The 20630-nt window shown below is 64.0% G+C and carries 19 protein-coding genes; 10 read left to right on the top strand and 9 right to left on the bottom strand.

What is annotated here, in order from left to right; all coding sequences use genetic code 11:
- The first annotated feature begins 74 nt into the window (after positions 1-74).
- The 5 genes from G7026_RS01040 to G7026_RS01020 all read left to right on the top strand — a co-directional run bounded on the left by G7026_RS01040 (position 75) and on the right by G7026_RS01020 (position 3583).
- Positions 75-1577 carry an RNA polymerase factor sigma-54 gene (locus G7026_RS01040; protein ID WP_181068792.1) on the top strand — a complete coding sequence of 501 codons (1503 nt, stop codon included), beginning with the start codon at positions 75-77 and terminating at the stop codon, positions 1575-1577.
- Between the two features lie 74 nt (positions 1578-1651).
- Positions 1652-1960: a ribosome hibernation-promoting factor, HPF/YfiA family gene (gene hpf, locus G7026_RS01035; RefSeq protein WP_181068791.1), complete on the top strand. Its 309-nt coding sequence runs from the start codon at positions 1652-1654 to the stop codon at positions 1958-1960.
- 10 nt (positions 1961-1970) lie between these two features.
- On the top strand, positions 1971-2435 hold the full coding sequence (ptsN, locus tag G7026_RS01030) for a PTS IIA-like nitrogen regulatory protein PtsN (protein ID WP_181068790.1): 465 nt from the start codon (positions 1971-1973) through the stop codon (positions 2433-2435).
- A gap of 9 nt (positions 2436-2444) precedes the next feature.
- Complete coding sequence (gene rapZ / locus G7026_RS01025; protein ID WP_181068789.1) at positions 2445-3302, top strand: RNase adapter RapZ; 858 nt, start codon at positions 2445-2447, stop codon at positions 3300-3302.
- 8 nt (positions 3303-3310) lie between these two features.
- Entirely contained in the window at positions 3311-3583 is a 273-nt protein-coding gene (locus tag G7026_RS01020; RefSeq protein WP_181068788.1) for an HPr family phosphocarrier protein, read from the top strand.
- Positions 3584-3623: 40 nt separating this feature from the next.
- Here the strand turns inward: G7026_RS01020 and pmbA are convergent, their stop codons facing one another.
- Positions 3624-4970, bottom strand: a complete 1347-nt coding sequence (gene pmbA, locus G7026_RS01015) for a metalloprotease PmbA (protein WP_181068787.1) — start codon at positions 4968-4970, stop codon at positions 3624-3626.
- A gap of 107 nt (positions 4971-5077) precedes the next feature.
- On the opposite strand from pmbA, the gene yjgA reads away from it, so the two are divergent.
- Complete coding sequence (yjgA, locus tag G7026_RS01010; RefSeq protein WP_181068786.1) at positions 5078-5599, top strand: ribosome biogenesis factor YjgA; 522 nt, start codon at positions 5078-5080, stop codon at positions 5597-5599.
- A 36-nt stretch (positions 5600-5635) separates the two neighbouring features.
- Here yjgA and tldD read toward each other — a convergent pair whose 3' ends face one another.
- From tldD to mreB, 8 genes are all read right to left on the bottom strand, one after another.
- On the bottom strand, positions 5636-7078 hold the full coding sequence (tldD, locus tag G7026_RS01005) for a metalloprotease TldD (RefSeq protein WP_181068785.1): 1443 nt from the start codon (positions 7076-7078) through the stop codon (positions 5636-5638).
- Positions 7079-7080: 2 nt separating this feature from the next.
- Positions 7081-7929, bottom strand: coding sequence for a carbon-nitrogen hydrolase family protein (locus G7026_RS01000; protein ID WP_181068784.1), 849 nt, complete (start codon positions 7927-7929; stop codon positions 7081-7083).
- A 69-nt stretch (positions 7930-7998) separates the two neighbouring features.
- Positions 7999-11808 (bottom strand): YhdP family protein, encoded by a 3810-nt coding sequence (locus G7026_RS00995; protein WP_181068783.1) that lies wholly within the window; start codon positions 11806-11808, stop codon positions 7999-8001.
- Between the two features lie 52 nt (positions 11809-11860).
- Positions 11861-13318 carry a ribonuclease G gene (gene rng, locus G7026_RS00990; RefSeq protein ID WP_181068782.1) on the bottom strand — a complete coding sequence of 486 codons (1458 nt, stop codon included), beginning with the start codon at positions 13316-13318 and terminating at the stop codon, positions 11861-11863.
- An 80-nt stretch (positions 13319-13398) separates the two neighbouring features.
- The gene (locus G7026_RS00985) at positions 13399-13989 is read right to left on the bottom strand and encodes a Maf family protein (RefSeq protein WP_181068781.1); all 591 of its coding nucleotides are present in this window, start codon (positions 13987-13989) and stop codon (positions 13399-13401) included.
- Positions 13990-14035: 46 nt separating this feature from the next.
- Positions 14036-14524, bottom strand: a complete 489-nt coding sequence (mreD, locus tag G7026_RS00980; RefSeq protein WP_181068780.1) for a rod shape-determining protein MreD — start codon at positions 14522-14524, stop codon at positions 14036-14038.
- Positions 14521-15471, bottom strand: a complete 951-nt coding sequence (mreC, locus tag G7026_RS00975) for a rod shape-determining protein MreC (RefSeq protein ID WP_181069213.1) — start codon at positions 15469-15471, stop codon at positions 14521-14523. Before mreC ends, mreD begins: the two co-directional genes overlap by 4 nt.
- 86 nt (positions 15472-15557) lie before the next feature.
- Entirely contained in the window at positions 15558-16595 is a 1038-nt protein-coding gene (gene mreB, locus G7026_RS00970; RefSeq protein ID WP_181068779.1) for a rod shape-determining protein MreB, read from the bottom strand.
- A gap of 313 nt (positions 16596-16908) precedes the next feature.
- Here mreB and gatC point away from each other — a divergent pair, with 313 nt between their 5' ends.
- From gatC to G7026_RS00950, 4 genes are read left to right on the top strand one after another with little or no spacing between them, the layout of a single operon-like run.
- The gene (gene gatC, locus G7026_RS00965) at positions 16909-17196 is read left to right on the top strand and encodes an Asp-tRNA(Asn)/Glu-tRNA(Gln) amidotransferase subunit GatC (RefSeq protein WP_181068778.1); all 288 of its coding nucleotides are present in this window, start codon (positions 16909-16911) and stop codon (positions 17194-17196) included.
- 14 nt (positions 17197-17210) lie between these two features.
- Positions 17211-18662 carry an Asp-tRNA(Asn)/Glu-tRNA(Gln) amidotransferase subunit GatA gene (gene gatA, locus G7026_RS00960; protein WP_181068777.1) on the top strand — a complete coding sequence of 484 codons (1452 nt, stop codon included), beginning with the start codon at positions 17211-17213 and terminating at the stop codon, positions 18660-18662.
- Between the two features lie 11 nt (positions 18663-18673).
- Positions 18674-20119, top strand: a complete 1446-nt coding sequence (gene gatB, locus G7026_RS00955; protein WP_258190137.1) for an Asp-tRNA(Asn)/Glu-tRNA(Gln) amidotransferase subunit GatB — start codon at positions 18674-18676, stop codon at positions 20117-20119.
- A gap of 60 nt (positions 20120-20179) precedes the next feature.
- On the top strand, positions 20180-20590 hold the full coding sequence (locus G7026_RS00950; RefSeq protein ID WP_181068775.1) for a septal ring lytic transglycosylase RlpA family protein: 411 nt from the start codon (positions 20180-20182) through the stop codon (positions 20588-20590).
- Positions 20591-20630: the final 40 nt, after the last annotated feature.

Here is a 20630-nt window from a genome sequence, read left to right as displayed (position 1 = left end):
GTCGGCGCCCCGGGCGCTCGTGAAGTCGGAACAGGCGCCGCCGTGCCAGCACTCAAGGTTTAAAGTCCTCTGCCATGAAACCTTCGCTAGTCCTGAAGATGGGCCAGCAGCTGACGATGACTCCTCAGCTGCAACAAGCCATACGATTGCTCCAGCTCTCCACCCTGGATTTGCAGCAGGAAATTCAGGAAGCGCTGGAATCCAATCCCATGCTCGAACGCCAAGAAGAAGGCGACGACTTCGACAGCCCCGACCCGATGGCCGACGGCGCCGAGAAAACCACCGAGAACACTACCGAGACACGCCAGGAAACAACCTACGAGGAGACCATCAACACGGTCGAAAACCTCGAGGAGGGCGAATGGAGTGAGCGGATTCCCAACGAGCTGCCGGTGGACACCGCCTGGGAAGACGTCTATCAGACCAGCGCCAGCAGCCTGCCCAGCAACGATGACGACGAGTGGGACTTCACGGCTCGCACCTCCGCCGGCGAAAGCCTGCAGACCCACCTGCTCTGGCAGTTGAACCTGGCGCCGATGAGCGACACCGACCGGCTGATCGCCGTCACCCTGATCGACTGCATCAACAACCAGGGCTATCTCGAAGAATCGCTGCAGGAAGTCCTCGACTCGCTCGACCCGGAACTGGAAGTCGAACTCGATGAAGTCGAAGTGGTGCTGCGCCGCATCCAGCAGTTCGAACCGGCCGGCGTCGGTGCGCGTGACCTGCGCGAATGCCTGCTGCTGCAGCTACGCCAGCTGTCCGCCAAGACGCCCTGGCTGAGCGAGGCGCAGCGATTGGTGAGCGATCATCTCGACGTACTCGGCAGCCGGGACTACAGCCTGCTGATGCGCAAGATGAAGCTCAAGGAAGACGAGCTGCGCCAAATCATCGAACTGATCCAGAGTCTCAATCCGCGGCCTGGCTCGCAGATCGAGGCAAGCGAACCCGAATACGTGGTGCCCGACGTGATCGTGCGCAAGCACAACGACCGCTGGATCGTCGAACTGAACCAGGAAGCGGTGCCGCGGCTGCGGGTCAACGCCCAGTATGCAGGCTTCGTCAAACGCGCCGACTCCAGCGCCGACAACACCTTCATGCGCAACCAGCTGCAAGAGGCGCGCTGGTTCATCAAGAGTCTGCAGAGCCGCAACGAGACGCTGATGAAGGTTGCCACCCAGATCGTCGAGCACCAGCGCGGCTTCCTCGACTATGGCGACGAGGCCATGAAACCGCTGGTGCTGCACGACATTGCCGAAGCCGTCGGCATGCACGAGTCGACCATTTCACGCGTGACCACACAGAAGTACATGCACACCCCGCGTGGCATTTACGAACTCAAGTATTTCTTCTCCAGTCATGTGAGCACCTCCGAGGGCGGCGAATGCTCTTCGACCGCGATCCGCGCGATCATCAAGAAACTGGTGGCAGCGGAAAATCAGAAAAAGCCGTTGAGCGACAGCAAGATCGCTGGTTTACTGGAGGCACAGGGCATTCAGGTCGCACGCCGCACCGTCGCCAAGTACCGCGAATCTCTCGGGATTGCACCATCGAGCGAACGCAAGCGATTGATGTGACGGCGACCGCCGTAGCGTTACGGCGGCAGGCGCTCCGGCCTGCCGCCACACGTGGCGAGAAAGGAGAAAGCTGTATGCAAGTCAACATCAGTGGACACCACCTGGTTGTAACCGACGCCCTTCGTGAATACATCGAGGAGAAGTTCGAAAGACTCGAACGTCATTTCGACCGAATCATAGCGGTTCAGGTAATTCTCTCCGTCGAGAAACTCAGACAGAAAATCGAAGCGACTCTGCATGTGGCCGGCCGTGAAGTGGTCGCCAACGCCGAGCATGAAGATATGTACGCAGCCATCGATCTGCTGATCGACAAACTCGACCGCCAGCTGATCAAGCACAAGGAAAAACAGCTCGATCGCCACCAGGGCGTCGTCGCCCGCTGATCGCCTCATTATGATCCGACTCGAAACCATCCTGACCCCCGGACGTTCCCTGGTGAACGTCCCGGGCGGCAGCAAGAAACGCGTGCTCGAACAGATCGCAAGACTGGTCGCGCACGATATGCCCGACCTCGACTCCCAGGTCATCTTCGAAAGCCTCGTGGCCCGCGAGAAGCTCGGCTCGACCGGCTTCGGCAACGGCATCGCGATCCCCCACTGCCGGCTCGCCGGTTGCCAGACACCGCTGAGTGCGGTGCTTCGGCTCGACGCACCGGTGGATTTCGATGCCATCGACGGGATGCCCGTCGACCTGCTGTTCGTGCTATTGGTACCGCAAGCGGCTACCGACGAGCATCTGGAGCTGCTTCGCCAGATCGCCAGCATGCTGGACCGCAGCGAGGTTCGTGACCGCCTGCGCCAGGCACAGACGAGCGAAAGTCTTTATCGCGTGGTGGTCGACGTCCAGAACGGGCAATAGAGGTCTGAAATGCGCCTGATCATCGTCAGCGGCCGATCCGGCTCAGGCAAGAGCACAGCCCTCAACGTCCTGGAGGACAACGGCTTTTACTGCATCGACAACCTGCCAGCCGGGCTGCTGCCGGAGCTGACGGAGCGAGCTCTGCTGCACACCGAGCTGCTGCATCCGCAAGTGGCGGTATCGATCGATGCGCGCAATCTGCCGAGCCACCTGCAACGTTTTCCGGAACTGCTCGCCGACGCGCGGGCGCGCTTCATCCAGTGCGATGTGGTGTATCTGGACGCCGATGACGAGGCCCTGCTCAAGCGATTCTCGGAGACGCGCCGACGACATCCGCTGACCAACGAAACACGCTCGCTGGCCGAGGCCATTCAGGACGAAAAACAGCTGCTGGCGCCCATCACCGATCTTGCCGACCTGAAGATCGACACCACGCACCTCAATCTCTATCAACTACGCGATGCGCTGAAGCTGCGCCTGCTGAACAAGCCGGAGCCCGGCACCGCGTTCCTGATCGAATCCTTCGGCTTCAAGCGTGGCATGCCGGTCGATGCCGACCTGGTTTTCGACGTACGCTGCCTGCCCAACCCCTACTGGAAGGCAGAATTGCGTGAGCAGTCCGGCCTCGACCAGCCGGTAGCCGAATACCTGGCCACCCAGCCCGATGTGGAAGAGATGTACCAGGACATCCTGGCCTACCTGAGCAAATGGCTGCCGCGCTTCGCCGCCAGCAATCGGGCCTACGTGACGGTTGCCATCGGCTGCACGGGCGGTCACCATCGCTCGGTCTACCTGGCCGAACGCCTGGGGCAAGCGCTCCGGGAGCCGCTGAAGAACCTGCAGGTCCGCCACCGCGACCTCAGCTAGGAACCGCAATGCCTGCTTGCGACATCACCATCATCAACAAACTGGGCCTCCACGCCCGCGCGGCGGCGAAGTTCGTCGGCGTGGCCAACCGTTTCCCCTGTGACATCCGCGTCGGTCGCGACGCCACCAGCCTGATCGATGGCAAGGGGATCATGGCGGTGATGATGCTCGCGGCAAGCAAGGGGACGACGCTGCACCTACAGACTCAGGGCGAGCAGGAAGACGAAGCGCTCGCCGCCCTGATCGCGCTGATCGAGGATTACTTCGAAGAAGGCGAATGAGTCCGCAGGCAACGACGCCAGCGGCAGCCTAACTTCGCAATCAGCTTCCCGCCACCTTCATCCGCTCGATCAGAACCGAACCGGTGCGCACGTTGCCACGCGTCTCGACATCGCATCCTACCGCGACCAGTTGCCTGAACATATCGCGTAGGTTGCCGGCGATGGTCACCTCCTGCACCGGAAACTGGATCTCGCCGTTCTCTACCCAGTAACCACCCGCGCCTCGCGAATAATCACCGGTGACCAGGTTCAGCCCCTGCCCCATCAGCTCGGTCACCAACAGGCCGCGCCCCATGCGCCGGATCAGCGCCGCCTGGTCGTCCGCGCCATGACTGACGTACAGGTTGTGCACGCCGCCGGCATTGGCCGTGCTCGGCATGCCCAGCTTGCGCCCCGAATAGGTGCTGAGCACATAGGACACCAGTCGGCCGTCCTCCACGAACGGCTTGGCATAGGTCGCCAGACCGTCACCGTCGTAGGTTGCGCTGCCTAACGCCTGCAGCAGGTGCGGCCGCTCATCGAGCTGCAGCCACTCGGGAAATAAGGTCTGCCCCAGTGCACCTTCGAGAAAAGAGGCGTTGCGATAGAGATTGCCGCCCGAAATGGCGGCCAGGAAGTGCCCGAACAGCCCGGTGGCCAAGTCGGCCGAAAACAGCACCGGTACGTCGCACGTCGGTACCGGACGTGCGCCAAGGCGTCGAACGGCCCGCTCGGCAGCACGCCGTCCGATCAGCTGCGGATCGGCCAGTGATGTGCCGATGCGACCGACGTCGTAGTAGTAGTCGCGCTGCATCTGCCCGTCGTTTTCGGCGATCATTACGCAGCTCAGACTATGACGAGTGCTGCAATAGCCGCCGATGAAACCCTGGCTGTTGCCATAGGCCCGGCACCCCTGGTGGGTATTGAGGCTGGTGCCGTCGGCGTTGCGGATACGGCGGTCGGTGTCGAAGGCAGCCGCTTCGCACGCCAGTGCCTGCTCGACCGCCTGTTCAGGAGTGATCTGCCAGGGGTGAAAGAGATCGAGATCAGGAAGATCGCGGGCCATCAGCGAGGCGTCGGCCAGCCCGGAGAACGGATCTTCCGACGCGTGCTGGGCGATCGCCAGGGCAGCCGCCACGGTTTCCCGGATGTCGTCGTCCGTGGCCCCGGTGGTGCTTGCCGAGCCCTTGCGCTTGCCGACATAGACGGTAATGCCAAAGCCCTGGTCGCGATTGAACTCGACGGTCTCCACTTCGCGCTGACGCACCGTGGTCGACAGCCCCTGCTCCATCGACACCGAGACCTCGCTGGCGCTGGCGCCTTGGCGCCGCGCTTCCTTGATGATCTGCGCGACCTTCTCGCGTAGCCCTGGCAATGCCGCGGGACCGATGCCCTCTACCTCACTCATAAGCGCTCCAAAAACTTCTGCCAACGTATGCACCCCAGCGGCGCCATGCAGGCGACGTCGGCGGGGCTGCTGTTATCATGGTGGCCTTTCCAAGTGGACCATGCCCCATGTCTGAATTTTCCGACGCCGATGCGTTCGACGAAAAAAGCAAATCCCAGGTCAAGCGCGAACTGCATGCGCTGCAGGAACTGGGCGAGCGCCTGACGACCCTCAAGCCAGACCTGCTCGAACGTCTGCCGCTGACCGATGCACTGCACAAGGCATTGCTCGATGCGCCCAAGCACAAGGCCCACATTGCCCGCAAACGCCACCTGCAGTACATCGGCAAGCTGATGCGCGACCAGGACATCGAGGCCATCCTCGCGCTGGTCGACCAGGTGGACGCCTCGACGCGCCAGTACAACGAGCGCTTCCATGCCCTGGAGCGCTGGCGCGACCGGCTGATCGAAGGTGACGACCAGACCCTCGAAGCCTTCGTCAGCGAATACCCCGAAGCCGATCGCCAGCACCTGCGCGGGCTCATTCGCCATGCGCAGCACGAGGCGGCGCGCAACAAGCCGCCGGCAGCCGCCCGCAAGGTCTTCAAATACATCCGCGACCTGGATGAGACCAAACGCGGCCTGCGCTGAAGTCTGCGTCCGGTTCCGCCAGAGCCTGCCGCACCGTCACGCGCCAGTGCCGCCGACAGTGATCGCATCGATCTTCAGGGTCGGCTGACCGACGCCGACCGGGACCGACTGGCCATCCTTGCCGCAGGTGCCCACACCGCTGTCCAGCGCCAGGTCATTGCCCACCATCGAGACACGGTTCATCACCTCCGGGCCATTGCCTATCAGGGTTGCGCCCTTGACCGGAGCGGTGATTTTGCCGTCCTCGATGAGGTAGGCCTCGCTGGTGGAAAAGACGAACTTGCCGCTGGTGATATCGACCTGCCCGCCACCGAGGCTGGCGCAGTAGATGCCGCGTTTGACCGACGCGATGATCTCCTGCGGATCGCTCTCGCCGGCCAGCATGTAGGTGTTGGTCATCCTCGGCATGGGCAAGTGCGCATAGGATTCGCGCCGACCATTACCGGTGGGCGCGACGCCCATCAGGCGTGCGTTCAGCTTGTCCTGCATGTAGCCGGTCAACACGCCGTTCTCGATCAGTGTGGTGCATTGGGTCGGGGTGCCTTCGTCGTCGACGCTCAATGAACCACGGCGATCGGCCAGCGTACCGTCGTCTACGATGGTACAGAGCTTGGATGCCACCTGCTGACCCATCCTGCCGCTATAGGCCGAACTGCCCTTGCGATTGAAGTCGCCTTCCAGGCCATGCCCGACCGCCTCGTGCAGCAACACCCCGGACCAGCCGGAGCCGAGGACCACCGGTAGCGTGCCGGCCGGCGCCGCCACCGCTTCGAGATTCACCAGCGCCTGGCGCAGGGCCTCGCGGGCGTAGCCCATGGCGCGGTCCTCGCTGAGAAAGAATTCGTAGCCGGTACGCCCGCCACCGCCCTGCCCACCGCGCTCGCGGCGACCGTTCTGCTCGACGATGACACTTACGTTGAAGCGCACCAGCGGCCGGATGTCCGCAGCCAGACTACCGTCCATCGCCGCCACCAGGATATGTTCCCAGACCCCGGCCAGACTCACCGTGACCTGCTTGATACGCAGATCCAGCGCCCGTGTGGCGCTGTCGATGCGTTTGAGCAGCTCGACCTTTTCTCCACGGCCCATGCCATCGAGCGGGTTGTCGTGCGTATAAAGTGGTGACGGGTTCGCCTTGGCGAGCACCTCGACGCTTGCGGAGCGACCACCACGGGAAATCGAGCGCGCTGCCTGGGCGGCCTGTTTCAGGGCATCGGCGGTAATCGCATTGCTATAGGCGAAGCCGGTCTTCTCACCGGACAAGGCACGCACGCCTACGCCCTGCTCGAGATGAAATCCGCCCTCCTTGACGATGCCGTCTTCAAGCACCCAGCTTTCGGTCACCTGATCCTGAAAATAGAGGTCGGCGGCATCGATACCAGGCCCGGCCAACTCGCCGAGAAGGCCAGGCAGATCATCGAGCCCCAGCCCACCCGGGGTGAGCAGACGCTCGGTGACAGGCAACAGCAGTTCACTCATATTCACTCCGTAGTGCCGGCCGGAACGACCTCTGGCACGCTAAATCGACGGTGCGCGTGCACCGGTATGCGCTGGCGGATCGCGGCTTGCTCCGCCGCGTCGCGGTTGATGGTCAACACCGCTTCGCCCTGGGCCTGCTGGCACAACAGCCGACCCCAAGGCTCAACGATAGACGAATGACCATGGGTCGTCCGTCCGCCGGGATGCTCGCCGCCCTGCGCCGCGGCCAGGACATAGCACTGCGTCTCGATCGCCCGGCTGCGAATCAACGTCTCCCAATGGGCCTGCCCGGTCACCGAGGTAAAGGCCGAGGGCACGCAGATGAGCTCGGCGCCGGCTTCGCGCAAGGCACCGTAGAGCCCGGCGAAACGCAGGTCGTAGCAGACACTCATGCCCAGCCGGCCCACTGGGGTATCGGCTACCACCAGCCGGTGACCTGCCGCGTACTGGTCCGATTCCCGGTAGATCCTGCGGCTGTCGGCGACCTCGGCGTCGAACAGATGAATCTTGTCGTAGCGCGCCACCCGATTACCATCAGCGTCGATCAGCAACGAGCAGGCCAGCGGTTTGCCCAGAGGATCTTCATCGGGCGGCAGGGGCAAGGTACCGGCGACAATCCATAACCTGAGGGCGCGGGCCGTCCGTTTCAACCACGGCAGAATCAATCCGCTTCCTCCGGCCTCTGCGCGGGCCAGCCCCGCCACGTCCGGATGGCCAAGGGCGGCGAAGTTCTCAGGCAGAACCGCCAGTTGCGCGCCGGCCTGCGCCGCCTGTTCCAGCAGCCTGCTGGCGGCGGACAAGTTGGGTTCGACTTCGGGTCTGCTGACCATCTGGATGACGCTGATCGACATGATGCGCACCTGCGATATGAGTCGATTCGCGCGCGGCTCTGACGGTATACCGATACCGGCGCGCGAGCGTTACTGGGGTTTTTCGAAAGGTCTGTCGAAGGTGATCGAGGGTGTCTGCCAGGGGCCTTCCACCTTGTATTGCACGGTGGCGAAACGGGCCAGGCGATCGCCCAGCAGCTTGTCGGCAATGAACAGCGCGCCGCCAATGGCCGGCGCTCCGACGATCAGCGCCGCCAGCGGCAGATTGTTGGTCACGGGCAAGGTCACCAGCAACTTGGCATCGATGCGGTCGGCGGGCATGTCAAGGATGCCGTCCAGCTCGAGATTGCTTGACGGGCTGGTGACGGTGATCGGCTCACGTGTCCGGTAGACACCCTGCTCGGCGCTGAGCTGGCCCTTCATCCGGTCATAGCTGAGCCCTTTGCCGAACAGATCGGAAAAATCCAGCCGCAGCCGCCGCCCGATGGAATTGAAGTTGAGCACACCGAATACTCGCAACGCTTGAGCGCTGCCCTCCACCTCGTTGAACTGGCCTCGGCGCAGGCTCGGCGACAGGCTGCCGGAGTAGCGCTTGAGGCTCAACCAGGCGGGTGATCCGGGCCAGTGTCCAGCCGCATCCAGACTGAACGACTCGCTGCTGATGGTCGGCGCAAACCCCCAGGCCAGCAACACATCGGCGAGATTGCCGCCTTCCACGCGACCGGTGAAGCGGCTGCCTTGTGTTTGCCAGGCACCTGAACCGGTAAGTCGAGCGCCCTTGAGCCCGATGTCGAGATCGCTGAAGGACAGGCCGTCGGCGGACGGGCGAAGCTTCAATGACCAGGTGCCCAGCGGAACCTCGCCCTGCAGCACCCGGGCAATGAAGATATCCATTGGTGGGATCGATGAGGGGTCCACACCGGCGAGCGGGTCATCGGTAGCGGGCACAGCGTCGGGGCTCGTGTCAGCCGGCGGAAAACGCAGGTGCTGCAGGGTCACGCCAATGACCGCGTCGCGCGCATCGGGCACTTGCACGTCACCGGCGAGCAGCTCGCTCTGCAGACCCAGCTGCCAGCCAGCCGAAGCTCGCTGCAGGTTCACACGCAACCCGTCGATCTCGGTTCCAAAACCCTCGAAGCGCCCGATGTCCAGCTGTGCGTTGCGTAGCAGCGACACGTGCGCGTTGCCACCAACGGAGGCACCTCCCTGACGCTCGACCCGCTGTTGCCAAGCGCTCCAGTCGAGGCTGTCGAGTCGCCCGCGAACCCGTACGCCCGACTCGTCGGGCAGGCTGGCACTGCCGCCTCCAAGCATCAGCTCGCCACGACCCTGCAGCAAATCATCCGGCGGCGCGGCGTAGCTGAGGGCGGCAATATCCCCATACCGCAACGAATAACGGCGCTCCGGTCCTTGAAGCGTCATGCGCAACGAGCTGTTTCGCGCGGCTGCAGAGGGTTTGCCGAACGGTGGCGGTAAGTCGATGTTCAGTCCTTGCAGCGACGAATCGATCTGCAGCTGATTTCCCTCGCTGCCAAGCATGAGGCGCAGCCGATAGGGTAGCTCGCCACTCGCTGGCAACGCCTGCTCGAACGCCAGCCATTGCTGCAGACGCGCCAACTCGACCCGGCCTTCGGCCTCGATCCGGGTCGCCGGGCTGCCCGGCTTTCCCGTAGCCACCGCGCGGCCGCGTACCGGCTTGCCGAGCACGTCGGCTTGCAAGTCGCTCGCGCTCAGGCCCTGACGCGTGTCATAACGAAAACGCCCGCCCAGCTTCTGCAATTCCAGCTTTGGCTCGGCTATCTGCAGCCGGCTGCCTTCGGTGGAAAAATCGGCAACGACTCGCGGCTCGGCGCCTGTGGCCAGCGGAATGTCCAGCTCGAGCGCGCCGTGCAGCGGGCCTTCCCCTTGCCAGCCGGCGAACAGCTCGGCGGTACCAATGGGCGCCTCGTGAAGAATCTGCAACCCATCGACGACGCTGCCTTCGACCCGTCCCTTTATTGCCAGGCGGGGCGCTTCGCCGGGCCCAACGTGGGGCACGTCGGCGGTGGCCTCCAGGATACGACTGTCCAGGATTCGACCTTCATCCAGCCGCACCCGCACGCCGCTGTCTTCGATCAGCACTTCGCCCCGCCCTTCGCGAAGCGCGGGCCAGCCGGGTTGAAAAGCCAACTCGGCGTCGCGCACTTGGAAGTACAGGCTCAGGCTGCGTGCGCCTTCGCCGGCGTCGCCGCGGAGCGAGCCTTGATACTGGAAATAGCCCTTGTCGATACTGCCGCCGCGGACGGCGGTCTTCAGCCAGGCGCCGAGTTCCGGCGCAAGCCCGTGGCTCGGCAGGTACTTCTCGGTGTAGCGGGCGTCTCCGTTGCGCAGTCCGACCCGCAGATCCATGTAGTCCTCGGCCTCCGGATCGCGCATCAGCCGGATCAGGAAATCCCCGGCCAGATCTCCCTCCTCGGCCTCGACCTGCAGGTAGGGCGCTGCGAGGGTGAAGGCCTGCTCGTCGAAGGTCCAGGTAAGCCGGCCGCGGCCGCGCCGGTATTCCCAGGGTTGATCGAACAGCAGGGCGAGATCGAGGGTGAAGTCCCGGCTGTCGAGCCGCAGTTCCCCGCGTGCGGGCGTGCCCTGCAGGCTGCCGGTCACGTTGGTGGCGCCGGGCGCGCCGTGGTAGGCACCAAAGGACACGTTTTCAAGGTTGGTGGCGAACTCGACACGTTCGAGCGGCGCGGCGTTCGGGAGATAGGTCAGCAGAATGTTGCGCAACGTGCCTGTCGGATGCAGCGCTTCGAGCGCTTCAGCGGCTTTCTCAGGCAGGGGCGCGAGTGCTTTGGTCAGCGCCGCGATCGGCGCCAGGTCCAGACGGTCGGCCTCCAGAAGCCACGCGCTGGCGTCGGTGTCGGGTTGCTCGCTCAGGCTCAGCGTGGCGCCACCCCAGCGGGTCTCCCCGAGGCTGAACGCCAGCCCGTCGACCAGCACACGCACACCTGCCTCGGTACGATCGGCATAGACAGCAACCGACAGATCGTCGACAGCTACCTCGGGGCGCTGGTCATAGGCGGCACGGACTTGAGGAGCATTGACGCGCACCACCGCGCGCGACAGTGCCTTCCCGCGCCAGCGCAGCCAGGCTTCACCGCCGGCGACCAGCGTATCGAGCCGCCAGGCGTCAATCAGGCCCGCCGGAATCCAGCTGGCCCAGTCACTCTGGGGGAGACGCAAATAGGCATCGAAACGCCCCTGCCGCCAGCGCTCGGGGTTTATCCGGCCCTCGACGTTCAGCCCCAGCGGTTTGCCGTCAGGCAGCAGCAGCTCACCCTGCAGGCGCATCCGCTGACCGAGCGTGCGTAATTGAAGGTTCGCGTAGCTCAGGGTCAAGGGTGAAGCGCCGTGGGGCTCGAACGTGATCTGGCTATCGCCCAGCGACAACTCGCCGATCTGCTGCAGGGCGCGCAGCACGGCCTCTGGGTCGGCGGGCGGCTGATTGGGACGTTGCGGCAATCCCTCGACCCGCCAGGTACCGTCGTCGCCCTGATGCAGGCTCAGGTGCACGCCGTCGAAAGCCAGCGAGGCGATGCGCAGCTGGCGATTCCACAGACTTTCCACCAGGTCCGGCACCACCGCGGCGCGATCCAGCCGGACCGCCGCGTCGCCTTCCCCGAGGAGCACATCATGGGCGATCACCCGCGGTAGCAGGCCCGTCCAGTCGCCTTCCAGGCGGCCGATCGAAACCGGCATGCCGAGCGCCTGCTGGGCGCGCTGTTGAACCTCGGGGCGATACTCGGCCACCAGCGGCATCAACTGTCGACCCAGGCTGACGTACAACGCCGCGAGGATCAGCGCCAGGGCCAACAGCCAGAGCGTCTGGCGCACGACGGTGCCCAACAGGGAAACGAGCCGACTCACGGGTTCAAACTCCAGCCGCCAGCGGGGCGCGAACAGCAAGGTGCACAGCTATTCAGAGCAGCACCACGTCGTACTGTTCCTGGGAATACATGCTTTCGACCTGGAATTTGATCGGCCGTCCGATGAAGCCCTCCAGATCTGCGACATTGCCCGATTCTTCGTCCAGCAGACGGTCGATCACCCGCTGGCTCGCCAGTACCCGGTAACCTTCGGCCTGATAGGCACGCGCCTCGCGCAGGATCTCGCGGAAGATCTCGTAGCAGATGGTCTCCGGCGTCTTCAGCTTGCCACGCGCCTGACAGCAGGCGCAGGGCTCGCACAGAATTTGCTCGAGACTCTCTCGGGTGCGCTTGCGGGTCATCTGCACCAGGCCGAGTTCGGTGATGCCGATGATGTTGGTCTTGGCGTGATCGCGTTCGAGCTGCTTTTCCAGCGTGCGCAAGACCTGGCGGCGATGTTCCTCGTCTTCCATGTCGATGAAATCGATGATGATGATCCCGCCGATGTTGCGCAGGCGCAGCTGGCGGGCAATCGCCGTGGCCGCCTCCAGATTGGTCTTGAAGATGGTTTCTTCGAGGGTGCGATGGCCGACGAAGGCGCCGGTATTGACGTCGATGGTGGTCATCGCCTCGGCCGGATCGACCACCAGGTAGCCACCGGACTTGAGCATCACCTTGCGTTCGAGCGCTCGCTGGATTTCGTCTTCGACGCCGTAGAGATCGAAGATCGGCCGCTCGCCGGGGTAGTGCTCCAGACGATCATCGAGCTCGGGCATCAGCTCGGCGACGAACTGGCTGATCTTCTGGAAGTTCTCCCGAGAGTCGATGCGGATTTTCTCGATGCGGGGATGGACCAGATCACGTAGGGTCCGCATGGCCAGCGTCAGGTCCTCGTAGATCAGCGACGGTGCGCGTGCGCTTTTCATCTGCCCGGCGATCTGGCCCCACAGCCGGCGCAGGTAGCGGATGTCCATCAGGATCTCGTCGGCACCGGCACCTTCGGCCGCTGTGCGCAGGATGAAACCGCCAGCTTCTTCGATGCCCTCGGCCGCCACGCATTCGGCGACGATCTGCTTGAGCCGCTCGCGCTCGACCTCCTCCTCGATCCTCAGCGAGATGCCGACGTGACTGGTACGCGGCATGTAGACCAGATAGCGCGAGGGAATCGACAGCTGGGTGGTCAGGCGAGCGCCCTTGGTGCCGATCGGGTCCTTGGTGACTTGAACCACCAAACTCTGGCCGTCGTGCACCAACGCGCTGATCGGCTCGACGGCGCTGCCTTCACGCGACGAGATTTCCGACGCGTGGATGAACGCGGCGCGGTCGAGCCCGATGTCGACGAACGCCGCCTGCATACCGGGCAGCACCCGCACGACCTTGCCCTTGTAGATGTTGCCGACGATGCCACGGCGCTGCGTGCGCTCGACATGCACCTCCTGCAGCACACCGTTTTCCACCACCGCCACGCGGGACTCCATGGGGGTGATGTTGATCAGAATTTCTTCGCTCATGGCCACTTCTCGCTAAAGGCGCCGAGGCGACTGGCCCGATACACCGCTGCCAACCACGTATTGGAGCAAGCCTACCGTCTTCAGGCCCCCAGGTGCCAATGGCCGATGCCGAACGCCTCGAGCAGCTGCGCCGTTTCGCAGAGCGGCAACCCCACGACCGCCGAGTAACTGCCCTGCATGTGGCTGACGAACACCGCCGCGAACCCCTGAATTCCGTACGCGCCCGCCTTGTCGCAGGGTTCTCCGGTGGCCCAGTACGCCTCGATCTCGGCACTCGATAATGGCCGAAAGCTCACCTGACTGACCACCACTTGGGAGAGGCAACGCCCGGCTCCAGCGACCGCAACCCCGGTCAATACCTGGTGCTCGCGGCCCGACAGGGCTTCGAGCATTTCGCGCGCATGGTGTCGGTCGACCGGTTTGCCAAGAATGCGCCCGTCCAGCACCACGGCCGTATCGGCGCCCAGGACGCAACTGTCGCCCGGCGTATCCAGAATCGCCAGCGCAGCGGCGGCCTTGGCGCGCGCCAGACGCTCCACATACGCCTCGGGCGACTCATCGGGCAAAACGCTTTCGTCTATAGGTGCGATAAGAGGGGTATACGGCACCCCGATCTGGCCGAGCAATTCGGCACGACGTGGGGATGCCGATGCGAGGTAAAGAGTCGCCATCATTCCTTCCCGTAAGGACAGCGCCGAGAAGGTGGGCGCCGCCGGATCAGTTCACCTGAAACCGCAGCCGGAGGCCGCGAAGAGCGACGAATATCCACGGCCACAACAGCGCGCTGACCAGCGCCGGCAGCAGAAACGTCAGGGTTGGCGGCCGACTGCCGCCAAGGGTGTTGAGCCACAGCTGGACCAGCTGGGCCAGACCGAAAACCACCAGCAGGATCAGCACCTGCTGCCACATCGGATAGATGCGCAAGCGCTGGTTGAGCGCCAGCACCATGCCGGCAACCAGGGTCAGCACCAGGGCATGCTGGCCCAGCAGAGAGCCGTAGAGCACGTCCTGCCCAAGGCCGAGGATCCACGCGGTGGTCATGCCGACACGGTGCGGCAGGTAAAGTACCCAATAGGTCACGAACATCGCCAGCCACAGCGGGCGGCCGATGTTCATGAATTCAGGCATCGGCGCCACGCTGAGAAGCAACCCCAGCGCGAAGGTGAGCCAAACGAGCCAGCCATTGTTACGCCTCGAGCTGATCACTGGGCGGCCTCTGTGCTGGGCGCCTGGGCAGGCGTGGTTTCGGCAGGTGCCGGAGGCTGCGCGGCCTCCTCACGGTCGGCCTCTTCCTGAGCGGCGGCCGAATCGTTGGCGCGCTCCTCTGGCGAGCGGGTGTCGGTAAACACCAGGAGCAGGTAACGGCTACGGTTGAGCGCCGCAGTGGGCACCGCGCGGACGATGGCGAACGGCTGGCCGGAGTCATGGATGACTTCCTTGACCGTCGCCACCGGGTAACCGGTGGGAAAGCGCTGACCGAGGCCGGAGCTGACCAGCAGGTCGCCCTCGCGAATGTCGGCGGTATCGGCCACATGGCGCAGCTCCAGGCGCTCTGGATTGCCGGTACCGCTAGCGATGGCGCGCAGGCCGTTGCGATTGACCTGGACCGGAATGCTATGGGTCGTATCGGTGAGCAGCATGACCCGCGAGGTATAGGGCATCACCTCAACCACCTGCCCCATCAACCCGCGGGCATCGAGCACCGGCTGGCCGAGGAACACGCCGTCGCGCTCACCTTTGTCGATGAGAATGCGATGGGTATAGGGATTGGGATCGACACCGATCAGCTCGCCGACCAGCACCCGATCGTCCACCAGCGCCGATGAGTTGAGCAACTCGCGCAGGCGCACGTTCTGCTCGGTCAGCGCGGCGAGCTTCTGCAACCGACGCTGCATGAGCAGGGCTTCGGCCTTGAGCTTTTCGTTCTCGGCGAGCAGGTTGTCGCGGCTGGCGATCTGCGCCGTCGCCCCTTCCCAGAGTCGTACCGGCATCTCGGCCAGCCAGTAGAACGGCGTCAGCACCAGCCCCATCTGGCTGCGCACCGGTTTGAGCGCCTCGAAACGCGCATCGACCACCATCAGCGCAACGGACAGCACGACGAGCACCAACAGGCGCACACCGAGCGACGGTCCCTTTGCGAATAGCGGTTTAATGGCGGTTTCCTCGCAACCACAGGCTCACGAACGCCGACGAGGCAGGCGACAGGTTCGCCCACCGCTCGACGCTACGGCCTGCCGGATCATTCGGTGGACAACAGGTCCATGGTATGGCGATCCATCATTTCCAGCGCGCGCCCACCGCCACGGGCGACGCAGGTCAGCGGATCTTCCGCGACGATCACCGGCAGGCCGGTTTCCTGGGCCAGCAGCTTGTCCAGGTCACGCAGCAGCGCGCCGCCGCCAGTGAGCACCAGGCCACGCTCGGCGATGTCGGCTGCGAGTTCCGGTGGCGACTGCTCCAGAGCGCTCTTGACTGCCTGAACGATGGTCGCCAGCGACTCCTGCAACGCTTCGAGCACTTCGCTCGAGTTGAGTGTGAAGCTGCGTGGCACGCCTTCGGCCAGGTTGCGGCCGCGCACGTCCACTTCGCGCAGTTCGCTGCCGGGGAATGCCGAGCCGATTTCCTGCTTGATGCGCTCGGCGGTGGATTCGCCGATCAGGCTGCCGTAGTTGCGGCGCACGTAGGTCACGATCGATTCGTCGAAACGGTCGCCACCGACGCGCACGGATTCGGCGTAGACCACGCCGTTGAGGGAAATCAGGGCGATCTCGGTGGTACCGCCGCCGATGTCGACGACCATCGAGCCACGCGCCTCTTCGACCGGTAGCCCGGCGCCGATCGCCGCGGCCATCGGCTCTTCGATGAGGAAGACTTCACGCGCGCCAGCGCCGAGGGCCGATTCGCGAATCGCCCGGCGCTCGACCTGGGTCGACTTGCAGGGCACGCAGATCAGTACACGCGGGCTGGGCTGCAGGAAGCTGTTCTCGTGAACCTTGTTGATGAAGTACTGCAGCATCTTTTCGCAGACGCTGAAGTCGGCAATGACGCCGTCTTTCATCGGACGGATCGCGTTGATGTTGCCTGGGGTACGGCCGAGCATGCGCTTGGCTTCGGTGCCGACGGCGACGACGCTTTTCTGGTTGCCGTGGCTACGGATGGCGACCACCGAAGGCTCGTTGAGAACGATGCCGCGGTCGCGCACATAAATAAGGGTATTGGCAGTGCCCAGGTCGATCGACAGATCGCTGGAAAACATGCCACGCAGTTTCTTGAACATTGGGAAAGGGCCCTGAGGCAAACGCGTGGGGAAAAAGTGCGGCAAACTCTAACAATGGTGCGGCCTTTGGGCAAGGCGCTAGTCGGGCCGACTGATCAAGGACGTGAGCGACTTCCGCCTATTGCGACGGCACGTGTGGCTACCGCCCGCACAGGCCCTCCCAGACCTCGACACAATGGCTCCGGCTACCGGGAATCCGGCCTGGCATGGTAGATTCCGCCCTTTGGGCGAAAAGCCGCCTGACTGCGGCAAAGACCGCTGCCTTCCCCACAGGCGCACAAAGCACGCCCCTTCCTTCCGCTGGAGACTCCCGATGGCGCTAGAACGCTCCGAGGTGGAAAAGATCGCTCATTTGGCCCGTCTGGGCCTGAATGACGCCGACCTTCCCCGCACCACCGAGACCCTCAACACTATCCTCGGTCTGATCGACCGCATGCAGGCGGTCGACACCCAGGGCATCGAGCCGCTGGCCCATCCGTTGGAAACCAGCCAACGCCTGCGCGCCGACGAAGTCACCGAAAGCAATCAGCGCGACGCTTATCAGGCCATTGCGCCGGCCGTGGAAGAGGGTTTGTACCTGGTCCCGCGGGTGATCGAGTAATGAAGGACGCCGACATGCATCAACTGACCCTGGCCGGCATCGCCCGCGCCCTGGCCGCCAAGACCTTTTCCGCCGAAGAGCTGACCCGCACGCTGCTGACGCGCATCGAGCAGCTCGATCCTCAGCTCAACGCCTTCGTCACCGTCACCGCTGACCAGGCGCTCGAGCAGGCGCGCGCCGCCGACGCCCGCCGCGCCGCCGGCGAAAACGGCCCACTGCTCGGCGCACCGATCGCCCACAAGGACCTGTTCTGCACCCTTGGCATCCGCACCAGCTGCGGCTCGAAGATTCTCGACGCGTTCAAGGCGCCCTACGACGCCACCGTGGTGCAGCGCCTCGCCGACGCCGGCGCGGTATCGCTGGGCAAGCTGAACATGGACGAATTCGCCATGGGCTCGGCCAACGAGTCGAGTTACTACGGCCCGGTGAAGAATCCCTGGGATTTGAGCCGCGTGCCTGGCGGCTCCTCCGGCGGTTCGGCTGCCGCAGTGGCCGCACGCCTGTTGCCCGCGGCTACCGGTACCGACACGGGTGGCTCGATTCGCCAACCGGCGGCGCTGACCAACCTTACCGGGCTCAAACCCACCTACGGTCGTGTTTCGCGCTGGGGCATGATCGCCTATGCCTCCAGCCTCGATCAGGGTGGCCCGATGGCCCGCACGGCCGAAGATTGCGCCCTGATGCTCGGTGCGATGGCCGGCTTCGACCCGAAGGACTCGACCAGTGTCGACCAACCGCTGGACGATTACCTCGCAGCGCTGGGCAAACCCCTGAATGGCCTGCGCATCGGACTGCCGAAGGAGTACTTCGGCGAGGGCCTGGACGCCAGGATCGCCGACGCCGTGATGGCTGCGGTCGAAGAGCTGAAAAAGCTCGGCGCCACGGTGAAGGACATCAGTCTGCCGAACATGCAGCACGCGATCCCTTCCTATTATGTGATCGCGCCGGCCGAAGCCTCCTCCAACCTCTCGCGCTTCGATGGCGTACGTTTCGGCTACCGTTGCGAGAACCCGGTCGACCTCACCGACCTCTACAAGCGTTCGCGCGCCGAAGGCTTCGGCGACGAGGTCAAGCGCCGCATCATGGTCGGTACCTATGCGTTGTCGGCGGGTTACTACGATGCCTACTACATCAAGGCCCAGCAGATCCGCCGGCTGATCAAGAACGATTTCGTCAGTGCCTTCGAGGAGGTGGACGTGATCCTCGGCCCGACCACGCCGAACCTGGCCTGGAAGCTCGGCGAGAAGAACGCCGACCCGGTCTCGGCCTACCTCGAGGACATCTACACCATCACCGCCAACCTCGCCGGCATCCCGGGCCTGTCCATGCCAGCGGGCTTCGTCGACGGCCTGCCGGTGGGTGTTCAGCTACTGGCCCCCTATTTCCAGGAAAGCCGCCTGCTCAACGTCGCCCATCAGTACCAGCAGGTCACTGAATGGCACAAACAAGCACCGAGCGGATTCTGAGGACGATACGTATGCAATGGGAAACGGTAATCGGGCTGGAAATCCACGCACAGCTCGCCACCCAATCGAAGATCTTCTCCGGCAGCGCCACCACCTTCGGTGCTGAGCCCAACACCCAGGCCAGCCTGGTTGACCTCGGCATGCCTGGCACCCTGCCGGTGCTCAACGCCGAAGCCGTGCGCATGGCCTGCAAGTTCGGCCTGGCTATCGATGCCGAGATCGCCGAGAAGAACGTCTTCGCCCGCAAGAATTACTTCTACCCGGACCTGCCCAAGGGTTACCAGACCAGCCAGATGGACCATCCCATCGTTGGCAAGGGCCACTTGGACATCATCCTGGAAGACGGCACCACACGGCGCATCGGGATCACCCGTGCGCATCTGGAAGAAGATGCTGGCAAGAGCCTGCACGAAGACTTCCAGGGCATGAGCGGCATCGACCTCAACCGTGCCGGCACGCCGCTACTGGAAATCGTCTCCGAGCCTGACATTCGCTCGGCCAAGGAAGCCGTTGCCTACGTCAAGGCGATCCACGCGCTGGTGCGCTACCTCGGCATCTGCGACGGCAATATGGCCGAAGGCTCGCTGCGCTGCGACTGCAACGTCTCGGTTCGCCCCAAGGGCCAAGCCGAGTTCGGCACCCGCGCCGAGATCAAGAACGTCAACTCCTTCCGCTTCATCGAGAAAGCGATCAACCACGAAGTGCAGCGCCAGATCGAGCTGATCGAAGATGGCGGCAAAGTGGTCCAGGAAACCCGTCTGTACGACCCGAACAAGGACGAGACGCGCTCGATGCGCAGCAAGGAAGAAGCCAACGACTACCGTTACTTCCCCTGCCCTGACCTGCTGCCGGTGGTGATCGAGCAGAGCTTCCTCGACGAGGTTCGCGCCAGCCTGCCGGAATTGCCGGTACAGAAGCGCGAGCGTTTCGAAAGCCAGTTCGGCCTTTCCGCCTACGACGCCACGGTGCTCGCAGCCAGCCGCGAGATGGCCGACTACTTCGAGGCGGTGCAGCAGGTCTGCGGTGATGCCAAGCTCGCCGCCAACTGGGTGATGGGCGAACTCTCCAGCCTGCTCAACAAGGAAGGCCTGGAGATCGACCAGTCGCCGGTCTCGGCCGAGCAGTTGGGCGGCATGATCCTGCGTATCAAGGACGACACCATCAGCGGCAAGATCGCCAAGATGGTGTTCGAGGCCATGGCCGCTGGCGAAGGCTCGGCCGATGAGATCATCGAGAAGAAAGGACTCAAGCAGGTCACCGATTCCGGCGCCATCGAGAAGATGCTCGATGAGGTGCTGGCCGCCAATGCCGAGCAGGTCGAGCAATACCGCGCCAGCGACGAAGCCAAGCGCGGCAAGATGTTCGGCTTCTTCGTCGGCCAGGCGATGAAGGCGTCCAAAGGCAAGGCCAATCCTGGCCAGGTGAACGAACTGCTGAAGAAGAAGCTCGACGGCTGATCTAGCCTCACGGATCGACGCCGGGTACGCCCGGCGTTTTCTTATCAGGAAGGAAACCCCATGCTCCGTACGCTCATCCTTGCGGCACTGGCCGCCGCCCTCCTGCTGGCTGGCTGTACTACCCGCGAACCGGTCAGCCGCCCTTCCACGGGCGCGCCTGTTCAGGCAGACACCACCTACAGCGCCGAAGGACTCGCCTCCTTTTATGGCAAGCGGCATCACGGCAAGCGAACCGCCAATGGCGAGGCCTTCGACCAGCACGCGATGACCGCGGCGCATCGCACGCTTCCGTTCGGCACCTGGGTTCGGGTCACCAGCCTGGCCAGCGGGCGCAGCGTCGAGGTTCGAATCAACGACCGGGGTCCTTACGGGCGCGGACGGATCATCGACCTGTCGCAAAAGGCAGCCGAGGAGCTTGGCATCATCAAGCAAGGGGTATCCCGCGTGCGTGTCGAGCAGCTGCAGCGATAACGGCACCTCGCACCGACGTGGCGGTCTCTATGACGAGCCG

It is taken from the genome of Stutzerimonas azotifigens (assembly GCF_013522725.1).
GTDB classification, from domain to species: domain Bacteria; phylum Pseudomonadota; class Gammaproteobacteria; order Pseudomonadales; family Pseudomonadaceae; genus Stutzerimonas; species Stutzerimonas azotifigens_A.
Note: the sequence above shows the minus strand (reverse complement) of the source record. Positions and strands in the feature narration are given on the sequence as shown.

Excerpts from the sequence above, each read along its gene's own strand:
- G7026_RS01000 (WP_181068784.1), bottom strand. The coding sequence starts at position 7,929 with ATGTCGATCAGCGTCATCCAGATGGTCAGCAGACCCGAAGTCGAACCC.
- mreB (WP_181068779.1), bottom strand. The coding sequence starts at position 16,595 with ATGTTCAAGAAACTGCGTGGCATGTTTTCCAGCGATCTGTCGATCGAC.
- hpf (WP_181068791.1), top strand. The coding sequence starts at position 1,652 with ATGCAAGTCAACATCAGTGGACACCACCTGGTTGTAACCGACGCCCTT.
- G7026_RS00950 (WP_181068775.1), top strand. The coding sequence starts at position 20,180 with ATGCTCCGTACGCTCATCCTTGCGGCACTGGCCGCCGCCCTCCTGCTG.
- gatA (WP_181068777.1), top strand. The coding sequence starts at position 17,211 with ATGCATCAACTGACCCTGGCCGGCATCGCCCGCGCCCTGGCCGCCAAG.
- gatC (WP_181068778.1), top strand. The coding sequence starts at position 16,909 with ATGGCGCTAGAACGCTCCGAGGTGGAAAAGATCGCTCATTTGGCCCGT.
- pmbA (WP_181068787.1), bottom strand. The coding sequence starts at position 4,970 with ATGAGTGAGGTAGAGGGCATCGGTCCCGCGGCATTGCCAGGGCTACGC.
- G7026_RS00985 (WP_181068781.1), bottom strand. The coding sequence starts at position 13,989 with ATGGCGACTCTTTACCTCGCATCGGCATCCCCACGTCGTGCCGAATTG.
- ptsN (WP_181068790.1), top strand. The coding sequence starts at position 1,971 with ATGATCCGACTCGAAACCATCCTGACCCCCGGACGTTCCCTGGTGAAC.
- rng (WP_181068782.1), bottom strand. The coding sequence starts at position 13,318 with ATGAGCGAAGAAATTCTGATCAACATCACCCCCATGGAGTCCCGCGTG.
- G7026_RS01040 (WP_181068792.1), top strand. The coding sequence starts at position 75 with ATGAAACCTTCGCTAGTCCTGAAGATGGGCCAGCAGCTGACGATGACT.
- G7026_RS01020 (WP_181068788.1), top strand. The coding sequence starts at position 3,311 with ATGCCTGCTTGCGACATCACCATCATCAACAAACTGGGCCTCCACGCC.
- rapZ (WP_181068789.1), top strand. The coding sequence starts at position 2,445 with ATGCGCCTGATCATCGTCAGCGGCCGATCCGGCTCAGGCAAGAGCACA.
- tldD (WP_181068785.1), bottom strand. The coding sequence starts at position 7,078 with ATGAGTGAACTGCTGTTGCCTGTCACCGAGCGTCTGCTCACCCCGGGT.
- yjgA (WP_181068786.1), top strand. The coding sequence starts at position 5,078 with ATGTCTGAATTTTCCGACGCCGATGCGTTCGACGAAAAAAGCAAATCC.
- gatB (WP_258190137.1), top strand. The coding sequence starts at position 18,674 with ATGCAATGGGAAACGGTAATCGGGCTGGAAATCCACGCACAGCTCGCC.